Origin of the sequence: Streptomyces sp. NPDC046931, assembly GCF_040644655.1 — a bacterium.
Taxonomy (GTDB): domain Bacteria; phylum Actinomycetota; class Actinomycetes; order Streptomycetales; family Streptomycetaceae; genus Streptomyces.
Genome location: NZ_JBEYWX010000016.1, coordinates 59,646 through 75,261, shown reverse-complemented (window position 1 = coordinate 75,261; position 15,616 = coordinate 59,646). Strand labels below are relative to the sequence as shown.

Here is a 15,616-nt window from a genome sequence, read left to right as displayed (position 1 = left end):
GTGATCTTGGCGTCTTGGCGCACGCCGGGCGTCTTCATCTCAGACGCGGAGGTCTCCGTGCTCGGATATCTGGCTTGTCGGCCGGAAGTGGGTGGCCGCTCCGAAAGGCAGCCTGGCAGACGGCCTGCCGGATGGTTCAGACGGCGGTCCGTGGTGGGTCTGGTGGCGCTGGTCTCGCTGACCCTGCCCGTGGTCGCCGCACCTTCCGCAGTCGCCGATCCCTCGGACTTTCTCTACGTGGCCAATTCCACCGACGGCACCGTTTCGGTGATCAACACCACGAACGACACTGTCGGTGGCACAACCATCAGCGTGGGCGCCAACCCCCGAGGGGTGGCCGTGGCTCCCAACGGCACCAAGGCCTATGTCAGCAACAACGGCTCCAACAACGTGTCGGTGATCAACACCGCCGACAACACGGTCAGCGCCAACATCGCCGTCGGCAACGGCCCCCGAGGGGTGGCCGTCACCCCCGACGGCGCGAAAGCCTATGTGGTCAATTCCGATGACGGCAATGTCTCGGTGATCAACACCGCGACGGACAGCGTCACCGGCACCATCACCGTCGGCACGACCCCCGTCGGGGTGGCCGTGACTCCCGACGGGACCAGGGCCTACGTCGCCAACCTCAGCGGCAACAGCGTGTCGGTGATCGACACCGCGACCGACACGGTCAGCAGCACCGTCACCGTCGGCAGCAACCCCTCCACGGTGGCCGTGACCCCCAATGGCGCCAAGGCCTACGTCACGAACAACACGTCGAAGGGCGTATCGGTGACCAATACCGCCACCAACGCGGTCAGCACCACCATCAGCGTGGGCGCCAACCCCCGAGGGGTGGCCGTGGCTCCCAACGGCGCCAAGGCCTATGTCGTGAACAACGGCGCGAACAGCGTGTCGGTGACCAACACCACCACCGACGCCGTCTCGTCCACCATCACCACCAACATCGGCACCGGACCGAGTGGGGTGGCCTTCGCCGGGAAAGGCCCTTGCCTTGCGGGGAGGAGCGCCTGGAGACCCGGGCGGACGCCTTGCGCGGTTGGCTGACGTCAACTGCCCAAGGCGGCAAGGCACTCCGGCATGAAAAAATCCCGCCCCTCGAGGGACGGGATCTTCTGTATCGATCGGTGACACCCGAGAGTGTCGACCCGTGGAGCTAAGGAGAATTGAACTCCTGACCTCCTGCATGCCATGCAGGCGCTCTACCAACTGAGCTATAGCCCCTTGCGCCACGCGGCGGAGCCGCATGGTTTTTCGCCCCGCTCGGCGGGGCGAACAAGAAGAACTTTAGCCTGCGACCTGCCAGAAAGTGAAATCCGGGTCCGGCACCTCGTGAGGAGGTGTCAGTCGTCGTCGCCGAGGACCGGTTCCGGCAGGGTGCCCGCGTTGTGTTCCAGGAGGCGCCAGCCGCGCGCGCCTTCGCCGAGGACCGACCAGCAGCAGTTCGAGAGACCGCCGAGGCTCTCCCAGTGGCGGGCCTCCAGGCCGAGCAGACGGCCGATGGTCGTACGGATCGTGCCGCCGTGGCTGACGACCACGAGGGTGCCGTCCTCGGGGAGCTTCTCGGCATGTCGCAGCACCACGGGGGCGGCGCGGTCGGCGACCTCGGTCTCCAGTTCGCCGCCGCCGCGGCGGACGGGCTCGCCGCGCTTCCAGGCGGCGTACTCCTCTCCGTACCGGGAGATGATCTCCTCGTGGGTCAGCCCCTGCCAGACGCCCGCGTACGTCTCCCGCAGGGCCTCGTCCAGGACGACCTCCAGCCCGGTGAGGGCGGCCAGCTCGGCGGCCGTGCGGGCGGCTCGTTTGAGATCGGAGGCGACGATGGCGTCCGGCTTCAGGGAGGCGAGCAGGCGGGCGGAACGGCGGGCCTGGCCCACGCCGGTCTCGGTCAGATCGACGTCCGTGGAGCCCTGGAAGCGGCGCTCCACGTTCCACGACGTCTGGCCGTGGCGCCACAGGATGATGCGGCGGCCCCGGCCCTTTCCCCCGGCCTCGGCGCCCGGGGCGGTCACCGCAGCTCCCCGCCCAGCTCGGCGTTCAGCTCTGCGGCGTCCCCGGCGGCCTGGAGCCGGGCGTGCTCCTCGGCCTTGCCGCGGGTGGCCTTGGCGTCGGCGGGCAGCTCCAGCTCGGGGCAGTCCTTCCACAGCCGCTCCAGGGCGTAGAAGACGCGCTCCTCGCTGTGCTGGACGTGCACGACGATGTCGACGTAGTCCAGCAGGACCCAGCGGGCCTCGCGGTCGCCCTCGCGGCGGACCGGCTTGGCGCCGAGTTCCTTGAGCAGCCGCTCCTCGATCTCGTCGACGATCGACTTGACCTGGCGGTCGTTGGGTGCGGAGGCCAGCAGGAAGGCGTCCGTGATCGACAGCACGTCGCTGACGTCGTAGGCGATGATGTCGTGCGCGAGCTTGTCGGCGGCCGCCTGGGCGGCGGTGTTGATGAGCTTGAGAGAGCGGTCCGTGGCGGTCACTACAAGGCTTTCGGTCGGCGGTCGGTGATACCTCAAGGGTCTCACGGACCGCCGACGGCACCCCATGTGATTAACGGGGCACTCCTCGCGCGCGGTGTGTGGCCCGTGTCACGAGGTCGCCCTGTAGTTCTGGCCCAGCAGGACGGAGACGTTGGCGTTCGAGGTGACCTTGCCCTTCTGCACGGCGCCGGCGGGCAGGCCCAGGGTCTTGGCGACCTCGATCGCGTTCTCCTTGTCACCGTCGTCGGCGTAGGTGATCCGGGACAGCGCCTGGGCGGCCGCGCTGCCGGCGTCGATAAAGGTGTAGCCGCCGTTGACGAGGACGACGCGGGCCTGTTCCGCGGCGGCCTTGGAGCCGGTGGCGTTCTGGATGCCGACCCGCACGGCGTCGCCTGCCTGGGGGCTCTTCACGGTGCCGCCGAGCAGGGTCCTGACCACGGTGTCGGTGGCCTTCTCGCCGACGGTGCCGTCGGACTGGACCGGCATCAGCGCGGTCTTGTAGGCGCCCTCCTTGGCACGGTCGGCGAGTTTGGCGAGGAAGCTGCCGAGGTCCTTGTCGTTCAGGGGAGGGTCGAGGATCTGGGCGAGCGTCTGCACGGTGGTCGTCGCGGCCTGCGGGTCCGAGGACATCTTGCGCAGCACGCCCTGCATCACCTGGCCGAACCGCTCCAGCTGGGCGTCCTGGGACTCGCCGGGGGCGCGGTAGGTGGCGTAGGCGACGGCCATCTTGCCGCTGAGGGTCTGGTCCTGCCCCTTGTGGACGAGGGGGGTGCCGCCCTTCTTCTTGGCGGCGGGGTCGGGGACGTCGGTGTCGGTGGTGACCTCGATGTTGCCGACGAGTTCGACGAGATTGTTGAGGTAGGGCGTGTCGAGACGCCAGGAGCCCTCGATCCTGGTGCCGAGGACGGAGTCGATGGCGTCGCTGGTGCCGGAGGAGCCGTCGTCGGAGACCGACTTGGCGAGGGTGGTCGTGGTGCCGTCGTCGGAGGTCAGCGCGAGGGAGTTGGGCAGCAGGACGGTGGCGCCCTGCTTGAGGGTGGTGTTGTCGACGAGCAGGGCGGTGGAGGTGCCGCCGCCCTTGGTGTTGTGCAGGTGGACGACGAGCACGTCGCGGCTCTGGGCGGCCGTGGCCGGGGTCGTGGCGGACTTGCCGCCGGAGGAGGTGCCGGGCAGCTTGCCCGCGTACCAGAGGTAGCCGACGCCGCCGACGGCCGCCAGGGCGAGGACGACGGCGAGGGCGACGATCCGGCTGCGGGCGCGGCGCTTGGCCTCCTCGCGGCGCTCGGTGCGGTTCTCGGTGAACTTCAGCCAGTCGATGACGTCTTCGGAGTCGCCGTCGGGCTCCTCGACGAAGGCGAACTGCTCGGTGTGGTAGTCGCGGTCGCCGTGCGGCCCCTGCGGGGCGGTCCCGGTCCGTCCCGCCTTGTCGGCGTCGGCGGCACCGGACGGGGCGCCGGCGTGGCCGGTGCCGCCGTCGGCCGGCCTCGCCTGCTGGGGGATGTAGGCGGTCTGTTCGGCAACGCGCGGCGGGTGTCCGGAGGTTGAGGTCCGGCCGTACGGGTCGTAGCCGCCGGCCGTCGTGGTGCCGTACGGGGCGTAGGGGTCGTACGGGGCGGCGGGGGGCTGGGTACCGGTGTCGTGAGAGGACACGGGCTGGTGCTGACCGGTGTGATACGGCGGCACGGGCTGCTGCTGTTGGCCGCTTCCGTAGGGGTCGTAGCCATAGCCCTGGGGCTGCTGGTGCTGTTGCGCGCCGTAGGGGTCGTAGCCCTGCGGGGTGCGCTGCGCCGGCACCTGCCGGTACACAGGCTGCCCGAACTCGTCGTAGCCGACGAGTTCGTACGAGTCGCTGTCGCCGCCCGCGTATCCGTCGTATCGGTCGTTCACCGGTGCCCCTCTCGGCTCACTCGCCGCGGTACAGCTGCCGCTTGTCGATGTACCGCACCACACCGTCCGGCACCAGATACCAGACGGGTTCGCCCTTGGCGACTCTCGCACGGCAGTCTGTGGACGAGATGGCCAGCGCAGGAACCTCGACCAGCGAGACGCCGCCCTCGGGAAGGCCGGGGTCGGTCAGTGTGTGGCCGGGGCGGGTGACACCGATGAAGTGGGCGAGGGAGAACAACTCGTCCGTGTAGCGCCAGGTGAGGATCTGGCTCAGCGCGTCGGCGCCGGTGATGAAGAAGAGGTCGGTGTCCGGGTTCAGGGCCTTGAGATCGCGCAGGGTGTCCGTGGTGTAGGTGGGGCCGCCGCGGTCGATGTCGATGCGGCTGACCGAGAACTGCGGGTTCTCGGCGGTCGCGATGACCGTCATCAGGTAGCGGTCCTCGGCCGCGGAGACCTTGCGGTTCGTCTTCTGCCACGGCTGGCCGGTGGGCACGAACACCACCTCGTCGAGGTGGAACTGCGCGGCGACCTCACTGGCCGCGACGAGGTGCCCGTGGTGGATCGGGTCGAATGTCCCGCCCATGACGCCGAGGCGGCGTTTGCCCGGGTTCGACGGCCCGTTCCCGGGGCCGGTACGCGTGCCCTGCGCCGGACCGGTGGGCATGTGCTGCTCTCCCATGCGTGCAGACCCTACCGGCCCGGTCGGGGGACACCGGCCGACAGCCCCTCGCGGGCGGCCGGGGCCGGGCCCGGTGCCGGGCTCAGCGGTCGCGGTTGAAGCGGGTGGTGATCCACAGCAGCAGAAGGAGGATGACGAGGGCGCCGCCGCCCGTCATGAAGGGGCTGATGCTCGCATGGCGCTCGGTCTCGCCCTCGGCGAGCGTGGCCAACTGGGCAGCGGTGCTGTGGAAGCTCATCTTCGGCAGTACCTATCCGGTGTGGGCGGGATAAAGACGTCGGCTCATCGTATGCGGGTGCCGTCGCGCCGATCACGCCGACTCCGCCGTTTGCGCCCTCCCGCTGCCGGGGGGCGTGGCGGGCCGGGAGCCGGCCGTCCCCCGCCGGTCACTTGCGCTTGTAGCCGCGCAGCAGGAACCAGGCGGCCAGGGCGCAGCCGACGACCATGACGACCAGCACGACACGGAGCAGATTGCCCGGGCCCTGTCGGTCGGCGGCCAGCGCGGCCTCCGTGAGCCACGTGGCGGAAATGTGCTCCATGGGATCGCTCCTTACGGTGTGCTGCCCTGCCACGGTATCTCCGCCTAGGCTGGACCCCGCTTCGGGGGCACTCCATCACGCGGTGAGCCATCAGACACATGGGGGACCACATGTCCGACGACGGTCTTGAGCAGAACGCGTTCGACCACGGGCACGGCAGCGTGCCGAGCAGGCGGCGCAGGCGCTTTCCGGGGATCTCCTCGCGGGCGTACGAACACCCGGCGGACCGTTCGGCCCTGGTGGCCCTGCGCAAGCTCAGCGGCTTCGACACGGTCTTCAAGGCGCTCAGCGGTCTGCTGCCCGAGCGGAGCCTGCGGCTGCTGTTCCTCTCCGACTCGGTGCGGGTCTCGGACGCGCAGTTCACCCACCTCAACGACATGCTGCGGGACGCGTGTTACATCCTGGACGTGGAGAAGGTCCCGCCGATGTACGTGACGCAGGACCCGCAGCCGAACGCGATGTGCATCGGGCTGGACGAGCCGATCGTCGTCGTGACCACCGGGCTCGTGGAGCTTCTCGACGAGGAGGAGATGCGGGCGGTCGTCGGCCACGAGGTCGGGCACGCGCTGTCCGGCCACGCCGTCTACCGGACCATCCTGCTGTTCCTGACCAACCTCGCGGTGCGGGTCGCGTGGATCCCGCTGGGCAACCTCGCGATCATGGCGATCGTGACCGCGCTGCGGGAGTGGTTCCGCAAGTCGGAGCTGTCGGCCGACCGGGCAGGTCTTCTGGTCGGGCAGGACCTCCAGGCCTCGATGCGCGGACTGATGAAGATCGCCGGCGGCAACCATCTGCACGAGATGAACGTGGACGCGTTCCTGGAGCAGGCCGAGGAGTACGAGGCCGGGGGCGATCTGCGCGACTCCGTGCTGAAGATCCTGAACGTCCTGCCGCGTACGCATCCCTTCGCCGCGGTCCGCGCGGCCGAGCTGAGGAAGTGGGCCGGCTCCCGCGACCACCGGCGGATCATGGACGGTCACTACGCGCGGCGCAACGAGGACAAGGACACCTCGGTGTCGGACTCCTTCCGGCAGTCGGCGGCCCACTACGCGAACGATGTGAAGCAGTCCAAGGACCCGCTGATGAAGCTGGTCAGCGACATAGCGGACGGTGCCGGCGACCTCGGGGGCCGGGTGCGGCGCGGCTTCGCGGGCTTCACGAGCGGTGCCTCCAAGGACACGCCGCGCGACCACGGCGACGGCCACCCCGGCAGCCCCCGTCCGGGCGACGACGGTCCCGGCGGCGCCCGCCCGGACGAAGGCCGCCCGGACGACGAAGCCCCGGAGAACAACGGCTGAGACCGTCAGACCTTCGGTTCCGCGCTCGACGACAGGGTGCCGCACAGGGCCGTGGCGCTGTCCGACGCGTACGGATCCGTACCGGCCGGTCCGCCCGCCTTGGCGGTCTGCCCCGCGAGCAGCGGTCGGAGGTGGTCGGAGGTGTCGTCGGCGCAGGACAGCGGACCCGCCTGGACATAGGAGGCGACCAGCTCGGCCTGGTGCATCCGCAGGTCGTCGCGGTCGAAGCGGAAGGTCAGCTCGCGCCGCACGGTGAAGAGCGAGGCCTTCGCCCTCGCGTCGGCGCCGGCCGGCTTCAGCGCATAGACCAGGGTGTGGTCGGCGGTGACCTCCAGCGCGCCGGAGGTGGACTCCACCGCCTGAAGGGTGCCCTCGACACGGATCTGCCGGTCGGCCAGCTGCACCTGTGACGGGTCGAAGCGGATCAGCCAGCCGGTGGGCGAGTGCCGCCCGTCCGCGGTCGGGCGGTAGAAGCTCTGGTCGAACTGATCGAGCTGCTGCGGTGCGACCAGGAGACGTACCGCGCGCACGGCGTCGCCGGTGAGGACTCCCGGGTCGAGCGAGGAGGCGACGAGGTAGTCCTTCGCGATGGTGACGGCGGCGACGATCTGGCTCTCGGAGAAGTGGGCGGTGCGCCGGGCGGCGGGAATGGTGAAGCCGAGGGCACCGATGCGGAACTGCGCGGCGGGGCTGTGCGCGTACAGGGCCTCGGGGTCCGTGGAGCCGGGTACGGCGGACTGGGGGGCGAGCGGTATCACCGTCATGCGCACCGGCTCGACGAGCTGGGCCTTGGGGGTCTCGTAGGGGTGGCGTACGCCCATGTAGATGGCGGTGCCGAAGGCCAGCGCTATCAGCAGGACCAGGATCAGCGCCTGGCGGGACAATCCGCGGTGCAGGGCGGGGCGGCGGCGTACGGCCGGGGCGTGGTCGGCCATCCGCTCCCGTGCGGAGTACTCCTGGAGGCGGGCAGCCCGGACGAACGACTCGTCGAACACGACGGATCGGTACTCGTCCTCGCCACCACCGGGAGCACCCTCGGGCGTCCCCTCAGGTGGGTCTCCAGGCCCGCCCATACTTTCAGAGTAGGTCTCGCCGAGCCCGGGTAAACGCCCTGGTACACGACAACTTCTGACAGGTTCTCACCAAGTTGTCGAACGGATGCCGAAAGGACCCGGGACCTCGTCGAGAGGGGGCTCAGGGTGTCCGCGGCACGGCCGAGAACACTGGAGGCGAGGAGTCCGCCGAGACCGAGGGGGCCGTGCCGGCGCCGGCCTCCTGGCCCTGCTCCAGCCCCGTGGTGGCGGGCGGCGGGATTTCCTGGCGGCCCGAGGACCCGCCCCGGTAGACCGCGGTGAAGGCCAGCGCGACCATGCCTATGCCCATCACGAGGGCAAGCATCCAGGCGACCGGGCGGTGCCAGCGGGCACCCCTGCGATAGGGCCTGTTCCAGGCGCCCGAGGTGCCGTAGTGGCCCTCCAGGACGTCCATGTCATCCAGGTCGTCCGGATCCCGGTGGTGGCCGAACGCGCCGTCCCCGTCGGGGCCGAAGCCGCCCTCGTAGAGATCGTCGTCCCCGCGTGCGCGGCGGCGGTGCGCCCGGCGGGCCTCGGCCTCCTGGGCCTCCGCGCGGGCCTGGGCCGCGGCGAGGAGTCTCTCCACGGCAGTCGGCTCGTGGACCACGGCCGCCTGTACGAAGGCCTCGTCGAAGACCACGGAGGCGAACTCTTCGTCCCTGCCTCCGCGGTCGCGGTCGTCGTCGGGCTCCCGGCCGTCAGCGAACGGCGTGCCCCCCACGTCCTCCGGCACGGCTCCAGAGTAGACCTGGGGGGTCAATTTGGGCAGACGGTAAGGAAATTCATCCGCCTGGCGAGACGGGTTTCACAGATGGTTGCCGGGGGCGACGGACGGCCGCCCCCGAGCGCCCGCTCAGCGCCGTACGTGCCCGTCGCCGGTGACGATGTACTTCGTGCTGGTCAGCTCGGGCAGGCCCATGGGACCCCTGGCGTGCAGCTTCTGCGTGGAGATCCCGATCTCCGCGCCGAAGCCGAACTGCCCTCCGTCGGTGAACCGTGTCGAGGCGTTCACGGCGACCGTGGTCGAGTCGACCAGTCGGGTGAATCGGCGGGCGGCCTGCTGCGAGGTGGTGACGATCGCCTCGGTGTGCCCGGAGCTCCACAGCCGGATGTGCTGCACGGCCTTGTCCAGGGAGTCCACGACCGCGGCGGCGATGTCGTACGAGAGGTACTCGGTGTCCCAGTCCTCCGGCGTGGCCTCCACCACCGTGGCCCGGGAGTCCTTGGCGTAGGCCGTCACCCGCTCGTCGGCGTGGACCGTGACCCCGGCGTCCGCGAGCGCGTCCAGGGCGCGCGGCAGGAACTCGGGGGCGATGTCCTGGTGGACCAGGAGCGTCTCGGCGGCGTTGCAGACGCTCACGCGCTGCGCCTTGGAGTTGATCAGGATGTCGATCGCCATGTCGATGTCGGCCTGGGCGTCGACGTAGACGTGGCAGTTGCCGGTGCCGGTCTCGATCACCGGGACCGTGGACTCCTCCACCACCGTGCGGATCAGGGAGGCCCCGCCGCGCGGGATGAGCACGTCGACCAGGCCCCGGGCACGCATCAGCTCGCGCACCGACTCGCGGCTCTCACCGGGCACCAGCTGGACGGCGTCGGCCGGCAGCCCGGAGCCGCCCACCGCGTCGCGCAGGACCCGTACGAGGGCGGTGTTCGACTCGTACGCGGAGGACGAGCCGCGCAGCAGCACCGCGTTTCCGGACTTCAGGCACAGGGCGGCGGCGTCGACCGTCACGTTCGGCCGGGCCTCGTAGATGATGCCGACGACGCCGAGCGGGACCCGGACCTGGCGCAGGTCGATGCCGTTGGGGAGGGTGGAACCGCGGACGACCTCGCCGACCGGGTCGGGCAGGGCGACGACGTCCCGTACGTCGGAGGCGATGGCGCGGATCCGCTCGGGTGTGAGGGTGAGCCGGTCGATGATCGCCTCGCTGGTGCCGGCCTCGCGGGCCTTGGCGATGTCCTTGGCGTTGGCCTCGACGATCTCACTCGTGCGGACCTCCAGCGCGTCCGCGATGGCGAGCAGCGCGTCGTCCTTCTCGGCCCGGGGCAGCGGCGCGAGGTCGGCGGCGGCGGCCTGGGCGCGGTAGGCGGCCTGGGCGACCGGGGACATGGAGTCGTACGGCGAGAGCGTGGTCATGGAGGAAGGGTAGTGCGCCGGGCGCGAGGGGCCGGCGTACGTCCCACACCCCGAGACGGTTCAAAACGGGTGAACTCCGACAGGTGTCGCCCGCGGCGGCCCGCCCCCCTCGGCGACCCGCTGGTGATAGGTGTCGCGGTCGATGACCTCCAGGCCGACGATCTCCCAGGGCGGGAGTCCCGCGGTCCGGCGGTGCTCGCCCCACAGGCGCAGCGCGACCGCGGCGGCGTCGTGCAGGTCGCGGGCCTCCTCCCAGTAGCGGATCTCCGCGTGGTCGCGGGCGTAGCGGCTGGTCAGCAGGAAGGGATGGTCGTGCGCGAGCTGTTCGAGGGCGCGCCGCACCTCCGTCAGAGGTGCCTCGTCGCCGGAGACGCTGAGCGTGACGTGCCACAGGCGGGGGACGTCGCCGGGCCCCTCGTAGGCGTCACCGGCCGCGACACTGGTCAGTCCGCGCTCCTCGCCCGCCGCACGGGGGCTGCCGCCGCGAGCGGCGCCGGAGGTGCCACGGCCGCGGGGCGTCGCGGCCCCAGGGCGCACTCGTCTCACGGCGGCCTCCTTTGCAGTGCTCGTGCGGTATCGGTACCCGAGACAAAGTTGAGCAGGCCGGACGGGTCCGCGGGGCGGTTTTACGGAACGTCCCCCACCGGACGCGCCCTCTGGGCGGGCCTTTCCGGCCGTTACGGGTGCAGGACGACCAGGTCGTCCCGGTGGACGACCTCGCGTTCGTAGGCGGAGCCCAGTTCGCGTGCCAGTTCCCTGGTCGAGCGGCCGAGCAGCCGGGGGAGCTCCTTGGCGTCGAAGTTCACGAGCCCGCGCGCGACCGCCCGGCCCTGGCTGTCGCGCAGTTCCACGGGGTCGCCGGCGGAGAACTCGCCCTCGACCGCCGCGATGCCGGCGGGCAGCAGCGACTTGCGGCGTTCGACGACCGCACGGACTGCCCCGTCGTCGAGCGTGAGTGCGCCCTGCGGGGTGGAGGCGTGCTGGAGCCACAGCAGCCGGTCGGCGGAGCGTTTGCCGGTGGGGTGGAAGTACGTACCGGTGTCACGGCCCGCGAGGGCGTCGGCGGCGTGCACGGCGGAGGTGAGCACCACGGGGATGCCGGCCGCCGCCGCGATACGGGCCGCCTCGACCTTGGTGACCATGCCGCCGGTGCCGACGCCCGCCTTGCCGGCTCTGCCGATCTCCACGTGTGCGAGGTCTCCCGGCCCCCGCACCTCCGCTATGCGCGAGGTGCCGGGCTTGCTCGGGTCCCCGTCGTAGACGCCGTCCACGTCCGACAGCAGGACCAGCAGGTCGGCGTGGACGAGGTGGGCGACGAGCGCGGCGAGCCGGTCGTTGTCGCCGAAGCGGATCTCGTCCGTGGCGACCGTGTCGTTCTCGTTGACGACCGGCAGCGCGCCCATCGCCAGGAGTTTGTCGAGGGTGCGGGAGGCGTTGCGGTGGTGGGCTCGGCGGCTGGTGTCGTCGGAGGTGAGCAGCACCTGGCCGACGCGGATGCCGTGGCGGGCGCAGGACGCCGTGTAGCGGGCCACCAGCAGGCCCTGGCCGACGCTGGCGGCGGCCTGCTGCCGGGCCAGGTCCCGGGGACGGCGGCGCAGCCCGAGCGGGGCGAGACCGGCGGCGATGGCGCCGGAGGAGACGAGGACGATCTCCTTCTCTCCCCCGCTGCGGTGCTTGGCGAGGACGTCCACGAGGGCGTCGACGCGGTCGGCGTCGAGCCCGCCCGCGGCCGTGGTCAGCGAGGACGAACCCACCTTGACGACGATCCTGTGGGCCTCGCTCACGGCCTGCCTTGCCCCTGCCACCTTGCCTTCTGCCCCTCGCGTCGATGCGGCTGCCCCGCCCCGCAATCTACGCGAAGGGGGCCGGGCGGCGCGCACCGGTCCAGTCCGCGGACCGTCGGGGAGTGACCGGGTGCTCACGCAACACACACGGTCCGGGAGGGCCGACTCCGGCAGCCACCGGGAGTCGGCGGCCGGTGCTCAGGCCGCGCGGCGGAGCTTGAGCACCTTGCGGGCGGCCTTGCGCAGACGCGGGAAGTGGGCCGACGCCACCGGCTTGAACGCCTCGATCGTGACCGTCTCGCGGGTCGTCGGCACGAACCAGTCGTCCGGGAGGCCCGCCGTACGGTCGCGGAAGTGCGGGTAGGCCAGATAGGCCTTGCCGGCCCGCGGATCCAGATGGGCGGTCGGGGCCTTGTTCGCCTTGAGGAACCGCAGGACGTCGGCGAGCAGATCGGCACGGCCCTGCGCCACCAGGTGGAAGCGCAGCCGCTCGTTGACCTTCAGCCGCCGGGCGATGCCCTCGTGCCAGTGCGCGTCCATCAGCGGCTTGGCCAGCTCGAGCTTGTGGGCGCGGACCTCCTCGCTGTCCGTCAGGAAGACCGGGCCGAACTGCGGGAGCAGGGTGATCAGGAAGGGACGGAGCATCAGGGAGTCGCGGCGCGGCCCGGCCGGCACCTGCTCGGCGATCAGCCGCATGAGGGCGCGGGCGGAGTCGAAGCGCAGAGTGTAGCTGCCGCTCTTGGTGACGTGCTTTCCGTCGTCGCGGCCGACCAGGTAGTAGCAGGTGTAGTCGGAGATCACGGAGATGCCGTCCGCGCGGAGGTACGCCTCCATCGTGAACAGCGCGTCCTCGCCGGTCTTGAGCGACTCGTCGAACCGCATGCCGTGGCGGGTGAGCAGCTCGTGACGGAAGAGCTTCTGCGCGCTCAGCGTGAACTTGATCTGCGAGGAGAAGACGTCGGTCCGGGTCAGGGTCTTGCCCCACATCGACTTGGGGGCGTTGCGGTTGACACCGACGACCTTGCCGAGGACGACATCCGTCTTGTGCTCGTCGGCCATGGCGACCATGCGTTCCAGCGCCTCGGTGCCGAGCCGGTCGTCCGCGTCGAGGAAGAAGACGTACCGCCCGCGCGCCTTGGCGAGGCCGGCGTTGCGGGGGGCGCTGGGGCCGCCCGAGTTCTCCTGATGGACGACGGTGACCGTCATGGGGGCACGCTCGGCGAACTCGTCCAGGTAGTCACCCGTACCGTCCGTCGAACCGTCGTCGACCGCGATCACTTCGATGCGCGACGGGTCGAGGGTCTGGGCCTCGACGGACCGCAGACATTCGACCAGGTACGGCATCGCCTCGTACGCCCCGATGATCACACTCACATCAGGCTGCGCAACGGTCACGCTTCCCCCTTGGCACGGAATATCCCCGCATCGCATCAATCGCTTGGCCAGAGGACAGGCCGCGGGGTGCGGGGGTTGCCTCCGCCTCGCGTTTTGTGGCGGAGGTCACATGGTGAACAGACTGCAAACACCGTATGCGGCTTCGGTAAGAGACAGGAAAGGGCCCGGTGGCCGAGGAACCCCTCGGCCACCGGGCCCGGCGGCTTGCCCGCCGCGGTCAGCCCGTGACCGAGCCGTTCGCCTGGTCGGCCGGTGCGGTGCGCTGGCCGGGCACTCCGTTCACGGGGTGGGCGACGCCGGCCCGGGCGCCGGCCTCCTGGCCGCGGTTGCGGGCCTCGGACTTCTGCGCCAGATGGCGTACCGCGGTGTTGAACTGCTCCATGGACGTGGGCTCGTCCGGTCCGAGCAGATACCGCTTGAGTTCCTGGCGCTCGGCTGCCAGCGGGTCGGACTCCGGGGCGCGCACGGCGGCCAGCAGCTCGGGCAGCTCGCGCGCCGAGTTCGACAGGATCACGGCCGCCCGCACGGCGGTGTTCTGAAGCTTGAACTCCTCGGCGCCCAGCTCCGCGGAGTCGGTGACGGCGTACGGCTTGCCGCTGGCGATGAAGTCGGAGACCACGCTGGAGATGTCCGACACCATCGCCTCGGAGACATTGAAGCAGTCGTACAGGCGCGGCTCGGCGCCCGTGATGACGCGGTGCTCCCAGCCGGGGAAGGAGCTCCAGTAGGCGTCGTTCCACTCGGCGCGCAGCCGGGCGATCTCCTCGTGCCTCGCGACGTCGACCACGCCTTCACGGGTCGCCTCGGCCTCGTCGCCCTTGTCCCCGGCGGGCCCGGCCAGCTCGGCGAGACGGGCCTCGATGCGGAGCAGCTCGGCCTTGGCCTGCGCCTGGGCCCCGGCATCCGGCCGGAAGCGCGAGTCGGCGGCGCGCTCGACGGCGGCCTTCTCGATCAGGGCGGTGATCCGCTGGTGGGCGGCGGCCGCCTTGGCGCTGCGGGTGCCGGTGAACGGGTGCGGCTTGTACAGGACGCGGACCGGGGGGTCGGCCTGGACCAGGGTGCGCACGATGTTCTCGCCGGCCAGCAGGATCGAGGTGTTACCCGGGTTGTCGTCCCAGCCCTCCCAGGTGGGGGCGTAGAGGATCGTCGGCATGCGGTCCCCGGGCACGCCCCCCGCGGGCTGGATGGGGGCGAGCTGCGGGCGGCCGACCTCGACGATGTCGTCGTCGCGGACACCCACGTCGGCGATGGCGTAGCGGTCGCGGCCCGCGCGGCCCGCGGTCCACACCTCGTCGTACACCTTGCTGAACGGGTTGACGCTGGCGAGCTTGTCGCTGTCGCCGTGGCCGATGAAGACGTGCTTCATGGTGGGCACGCGCAGCATGTGGATGTTCTTGCCCACGTTCGCCGCGTACAGCGCGACCCGCACCGTGGACAGGTCCAGGTTCATCAGGTGCACCCCTCCGGGCACGCAGATGACGGGAACCGTGGTGGGCGCGAGGTTCTGGAGGATGACGCGCTCACGGAGGAGGATCAGCGGACGGGTCTGAAGCTGCTCCATCGTCTCCAGCCACATGTTCACCTGGTACGCGGAGTCCTTGGACCCGGAGAAGTACAGCACCGTCTCGGGCCGGTACTCGCGCAGCCAGCCGTCCACGGCCGCGAGCACCGTCTCCGGCTTCGGCGGGGACTGCTTGCCGCGGGCGTAGGGGATGAGTACGGCGACGTAGAGGAAGGCCAGCGCCAGGGTGGCCGCGGCGCCCGCGAAGCCGTAGACCGACTCGCCCGTGGCCGCCGTGACGAGCAGACCGGCGACCGCCACGAGGTCGAGGTGGAGCATCTTCTCCGCGGCGCGGTGCAGCAGACGCTTCGGCGGGGCGTCCGTGATGCGGATCCGCGAGCCCAGGTCGACGTTGCGGGTGGCGACCGGCATCCGGCGGCGGTTGCGGATCAGCGTCACGAGCGCGCCGTGCGGGGCCTGGAAGGCGTAGAAGGCCAGGAAGCACGCGATCGCCACATAGAAGACCAGGTCCGCGAGCGGGGCCCGGGCCAGGAGCAGGACCAGCAGCAGCTGGCGGATCAGGAACCGGATGGACAGGCCGGCCCGCACCTTGCTGAGTCGGCTGACCAGATAGCTGCCGCGCCGGTGCAGATAGTGGTCCGCCAGGTACGTCACTGCGGCCGCGGCCGCGAAGGCACCGACGCTCGGAAGGAGCGCGGCCAGCATGAGCGCGGGGTAGCCCAGCATCATGAGGGCCGCCGCGGCCAGCTCGGCCGCGCTGCCCACCCGGGCAACGCGTATAGCGGTGGAAATCACGGAGGAACCTGCTCTTGGAGGGGGAGTGCCGGTG

General features: G+C 70.9%; 15 protein-coding genes and 1 tRNA gene. 2 read left to right on the top strand and 14 right to left on the bottom strand.

Annotated features, from left to right (window positions below; translation table 11 throughout):
• Positions 1-150: 150 nt before the first annotated feature.
• A complete protein-coding gene (locus ABZ876_RS25645) occupies positions 151-1,050 on the top strand; it encodes a beta-propeller fold lactonase family protein (protein WP_361785609.1) in 900 nt (299 codons plus the stop codon).
• Positions 1,051-1,154: 104 nt separating this feature from the next.
• On the opposite strand, the gene ABZ876_RS25640 is transcribed toward ABZ876_RS25645, so the two are convergent.
• The 7 genes from ABZ876_RS25640 to ABZ876_RS25610 all read right to left on the bottom strand — a co-directional run bounded on the left by ABZ876_RS25640 (position 1,155) and on the right by ABZ876_RS25610 (position 5,575).
• Positions 1,155-1,227 (bottom strand) — tRNA-Ala (locus ABZ876_RS25640).
• Positions 1,228-1,346: 119 nt separating this feature from the next.
• Positions 1,347-2,015 carry a histidine phosphatase family protein gene (locus ABZ876_RS25635; protein ID WP_361785607.1) on the bottom strand — a complete coding sequence of 223 codons (669 nt, stop codon included), beginning with the start codon at positions 2,013-2,015 and terminating at the stop codon, positions 1,347-1,349.
• Positions 2,012-2,470 carry a ribosome silencing factor gene (gene rsfS / locus ABZ876_RS25630; protein ID WP_361785604.1) on the bottom strand — a complete coding sequence of 153 codons (459 nt, stop codon included), beginning with the start codon at positions 2,468-2,470 and terminating at the stop codon, positions 2,012-2,014. Before rsfS ends, ABZ876_RS25635 begins: the two co-directional genes overlap by 4 nt.
• Positions 2,471-2,578: 108 nt before the next feature.
• On the bottom strand, positions 2,579-4,357 hold the full coding sequence (locus ABZ876_RS25625; RefSeq protein ID WP_361785601.1) for a LytR C-terminal domain-containing protein: 1,779 nt from the start codon (positions 4,355-4,357) through the stop codon (positions 2,579-2,581).
• Between the two features lie 16 nt (positions 4,358-4,373).
• Positions 4,374-5,036 carry a nicotinate-nucleotide adenylyltransferase gene (gene nadD / locus ABZ876_RS25620; protein WP_361785598.1) on the bottom strand — a complete coding sequence of 221 codons (663 nt, stop codon included), beginning with the start codon at positions 5,034-5,036 and terminating at the stop codon, positions 4,374-4,376.
• Positions 5,037-5,118: 82 nt separating this feature from the next.
• The gene (locus ABZ876_RS25615; protein WP_311699005.1) at positions 5,119-5,274 is read right to left on the bottom strand and encodes a hypothetical protein; all 156 of its coding nucleotides are present in this window, start codon (positions 5,272-5,274) and stop codon (positions 5,119-5,121) included.
• A 148-nt stretch (positions 5,275-5,422) separates the two neighbouring features.
• Positions 5,423-5,575 (bottom strand): hypothetical protein, encoded by a 153-nt coding sequence (locus ABZ876_RS25610; RefSeq protein WP_361785594.1) that lies wholly within the window; start codon positions 5,573-5,575, stop codon positions 5,423-5,425.
• A 110-nt stretch (positions 5,576-5,685) separates the two neighbouring features.
• Here ABZ876_RS25610 and ABZ876_RS25605 point away from each other — a divergent pair, with 110 nt between their 5' ends.
• On the top strand, positions 5,686-6,873 hold the full coding sequence (locus tag ABZ876_RS25605; RefSeq protein WP_361785591.1) for a M48 family metallopeptidase: 1,188 nt from the start codon (positions 5,686-5,688) through the stop codon (positions 6,871-6,873).
• 5 nt (positions 6,874-6,878) lie between these two features.
• Here ABZ876_RS25605 and ABZ876_RS25600 read toward each other — a convergent pair whose 3' ends face one another.
• The 7 genes from ABZ876_RS25600 to ABZ876_RS25570 all read right to left on the bottom strand — a co-directional run bounded on the left by ABZ876_RS25600 (position 6,879) and on the right by ABZ876_RS25570 (position 15,582).
• Positions 6,879-7,946, bottom strand: coding sequence for a hypothetical protein (locus ABZ876_RS25600; RefSeq protein WP_361785588.1), 1,068 nt, complete (start codon positions 7,944-7,946; stop codon positions 6,879-6,881).
• 121 nt (positions 7,947-8,067) lie between these two features.
• Positions 8,068-8,706 carry a hypothetical protein gene (locus ABZ876_RS25595; RefSeq protein ID WP_361785585.1) on the bottom strand — a complete coding sequence of 213 codons (639 nt, stop codon included), beginning with the start codon at positions 8,704-8,706 and terminating at the stop codon, positions 8,068-8,070.
• Between the two features lie 93 nt (positions 8,707-8,799).
• Positions 8,800-10,086, bottom strand: a complete 1,287-nt coding sequence (locus ABZ876_RS25590; protein ID WP_361785582.1) for a glutamate-5-semialdehyde dehydrogenase — start codon at positions 10,084-10,086, stop codon at positions 8,800-8,802.
• A gap of 60 nt (positions 10,087-10,146) precedes the next feature.
• Positions 10,147-10,632 carry a hypothetical protein gene (locus ABZ876_RS25585; protein WP_361785579.1) on the bottom strand — a complete coding sequence of 162 codons (486 nt, stop codon included), beginning with the start codon at positions 10,630-10,632 and terminating at the stop codon, positions 10,147-10,149.
• 131 nt (positions 10,633-10,763) lie between these two features.
• Positions 10,764-11,870 carry a glutamate 5-kinase gene (gene proB, locus ABZ876_RS25580; RefSeq protein ID WP_361785576.1) on the bottom strand — a complete coding sequence of 369 codons (1,107 nt, stop codon included), beginning with the start codon at positions 11,868-11,870 and terminating at the stop codon, positions 10,764-10,766.
• A gap of 198 nt (positions 11,871-12,068) precedes the next feature.
• Entirely contained in the window at positions 12,069-13,265 is a 1,197-nt protein-coding gene (locus ABZ876_RS25575; protein ID WP_361785573.1) for a glycosyltransferase, read from the bottom strand.
• A gap of 217 nt (positions 13,266-13,482) precedes the next feature.
• Positions 13,483-15,582, bottom strand: a complete 2,100-nt coding sequence (locus ABZ876_RS25570) for a hypothetical protein (RefSeq protein WP_361785570.1) — start codon at positions 15,580-15,582, stop codon at positions 13,483-13,485.
• Positions 15,583-15,616: the final 34 nt, after the last annotated feature.

Coding starts and splice junctions, on each gene's coding strand:
- ABZ876_RS25590 (WP_361785582.1), bottom strand. CDS start 10,086: ATGACCACGCTCTCGCCGTACGACTCCATGTCCCCGGTCGCCCAGGCC.
- ABZ876_RS25610 (WP_361785594.1), bottom strand. CDS start 5,575: ATGGAGCACATTTCCGCCACGTGGCTCACGGAGGCCGCGCTGGCCGCC.
- ABZ876_RS25600 (WP_361785588.1), bottom strand. CDS start 7,946: ATGGGCGGGCCTGGAGACCCACCTGAGGGGACGCCCGAGGGTGCTCCC.
- nadD (WP_361785598.1), bottom strand. CDS start 5,036: ATGGGAGAGCAGCACATGCCCACCGGTCCGGCGCAGGGCACGCGTACC.
- ABZ876_RS25615 (WP_311699005.1), bottom strand. CDS start 5,274: ATGAGCTTCCACAGCACCGCTGCCCAGTTGGCCACGCTCGCCGAGGGC.
- ABZ876_RS25605 (WP_361785591.1), top strand. CDS start 5,686: ATGTCCGACGACGGTCTTGAGCAGAACGCGTTCGACCACGGGCACGGC.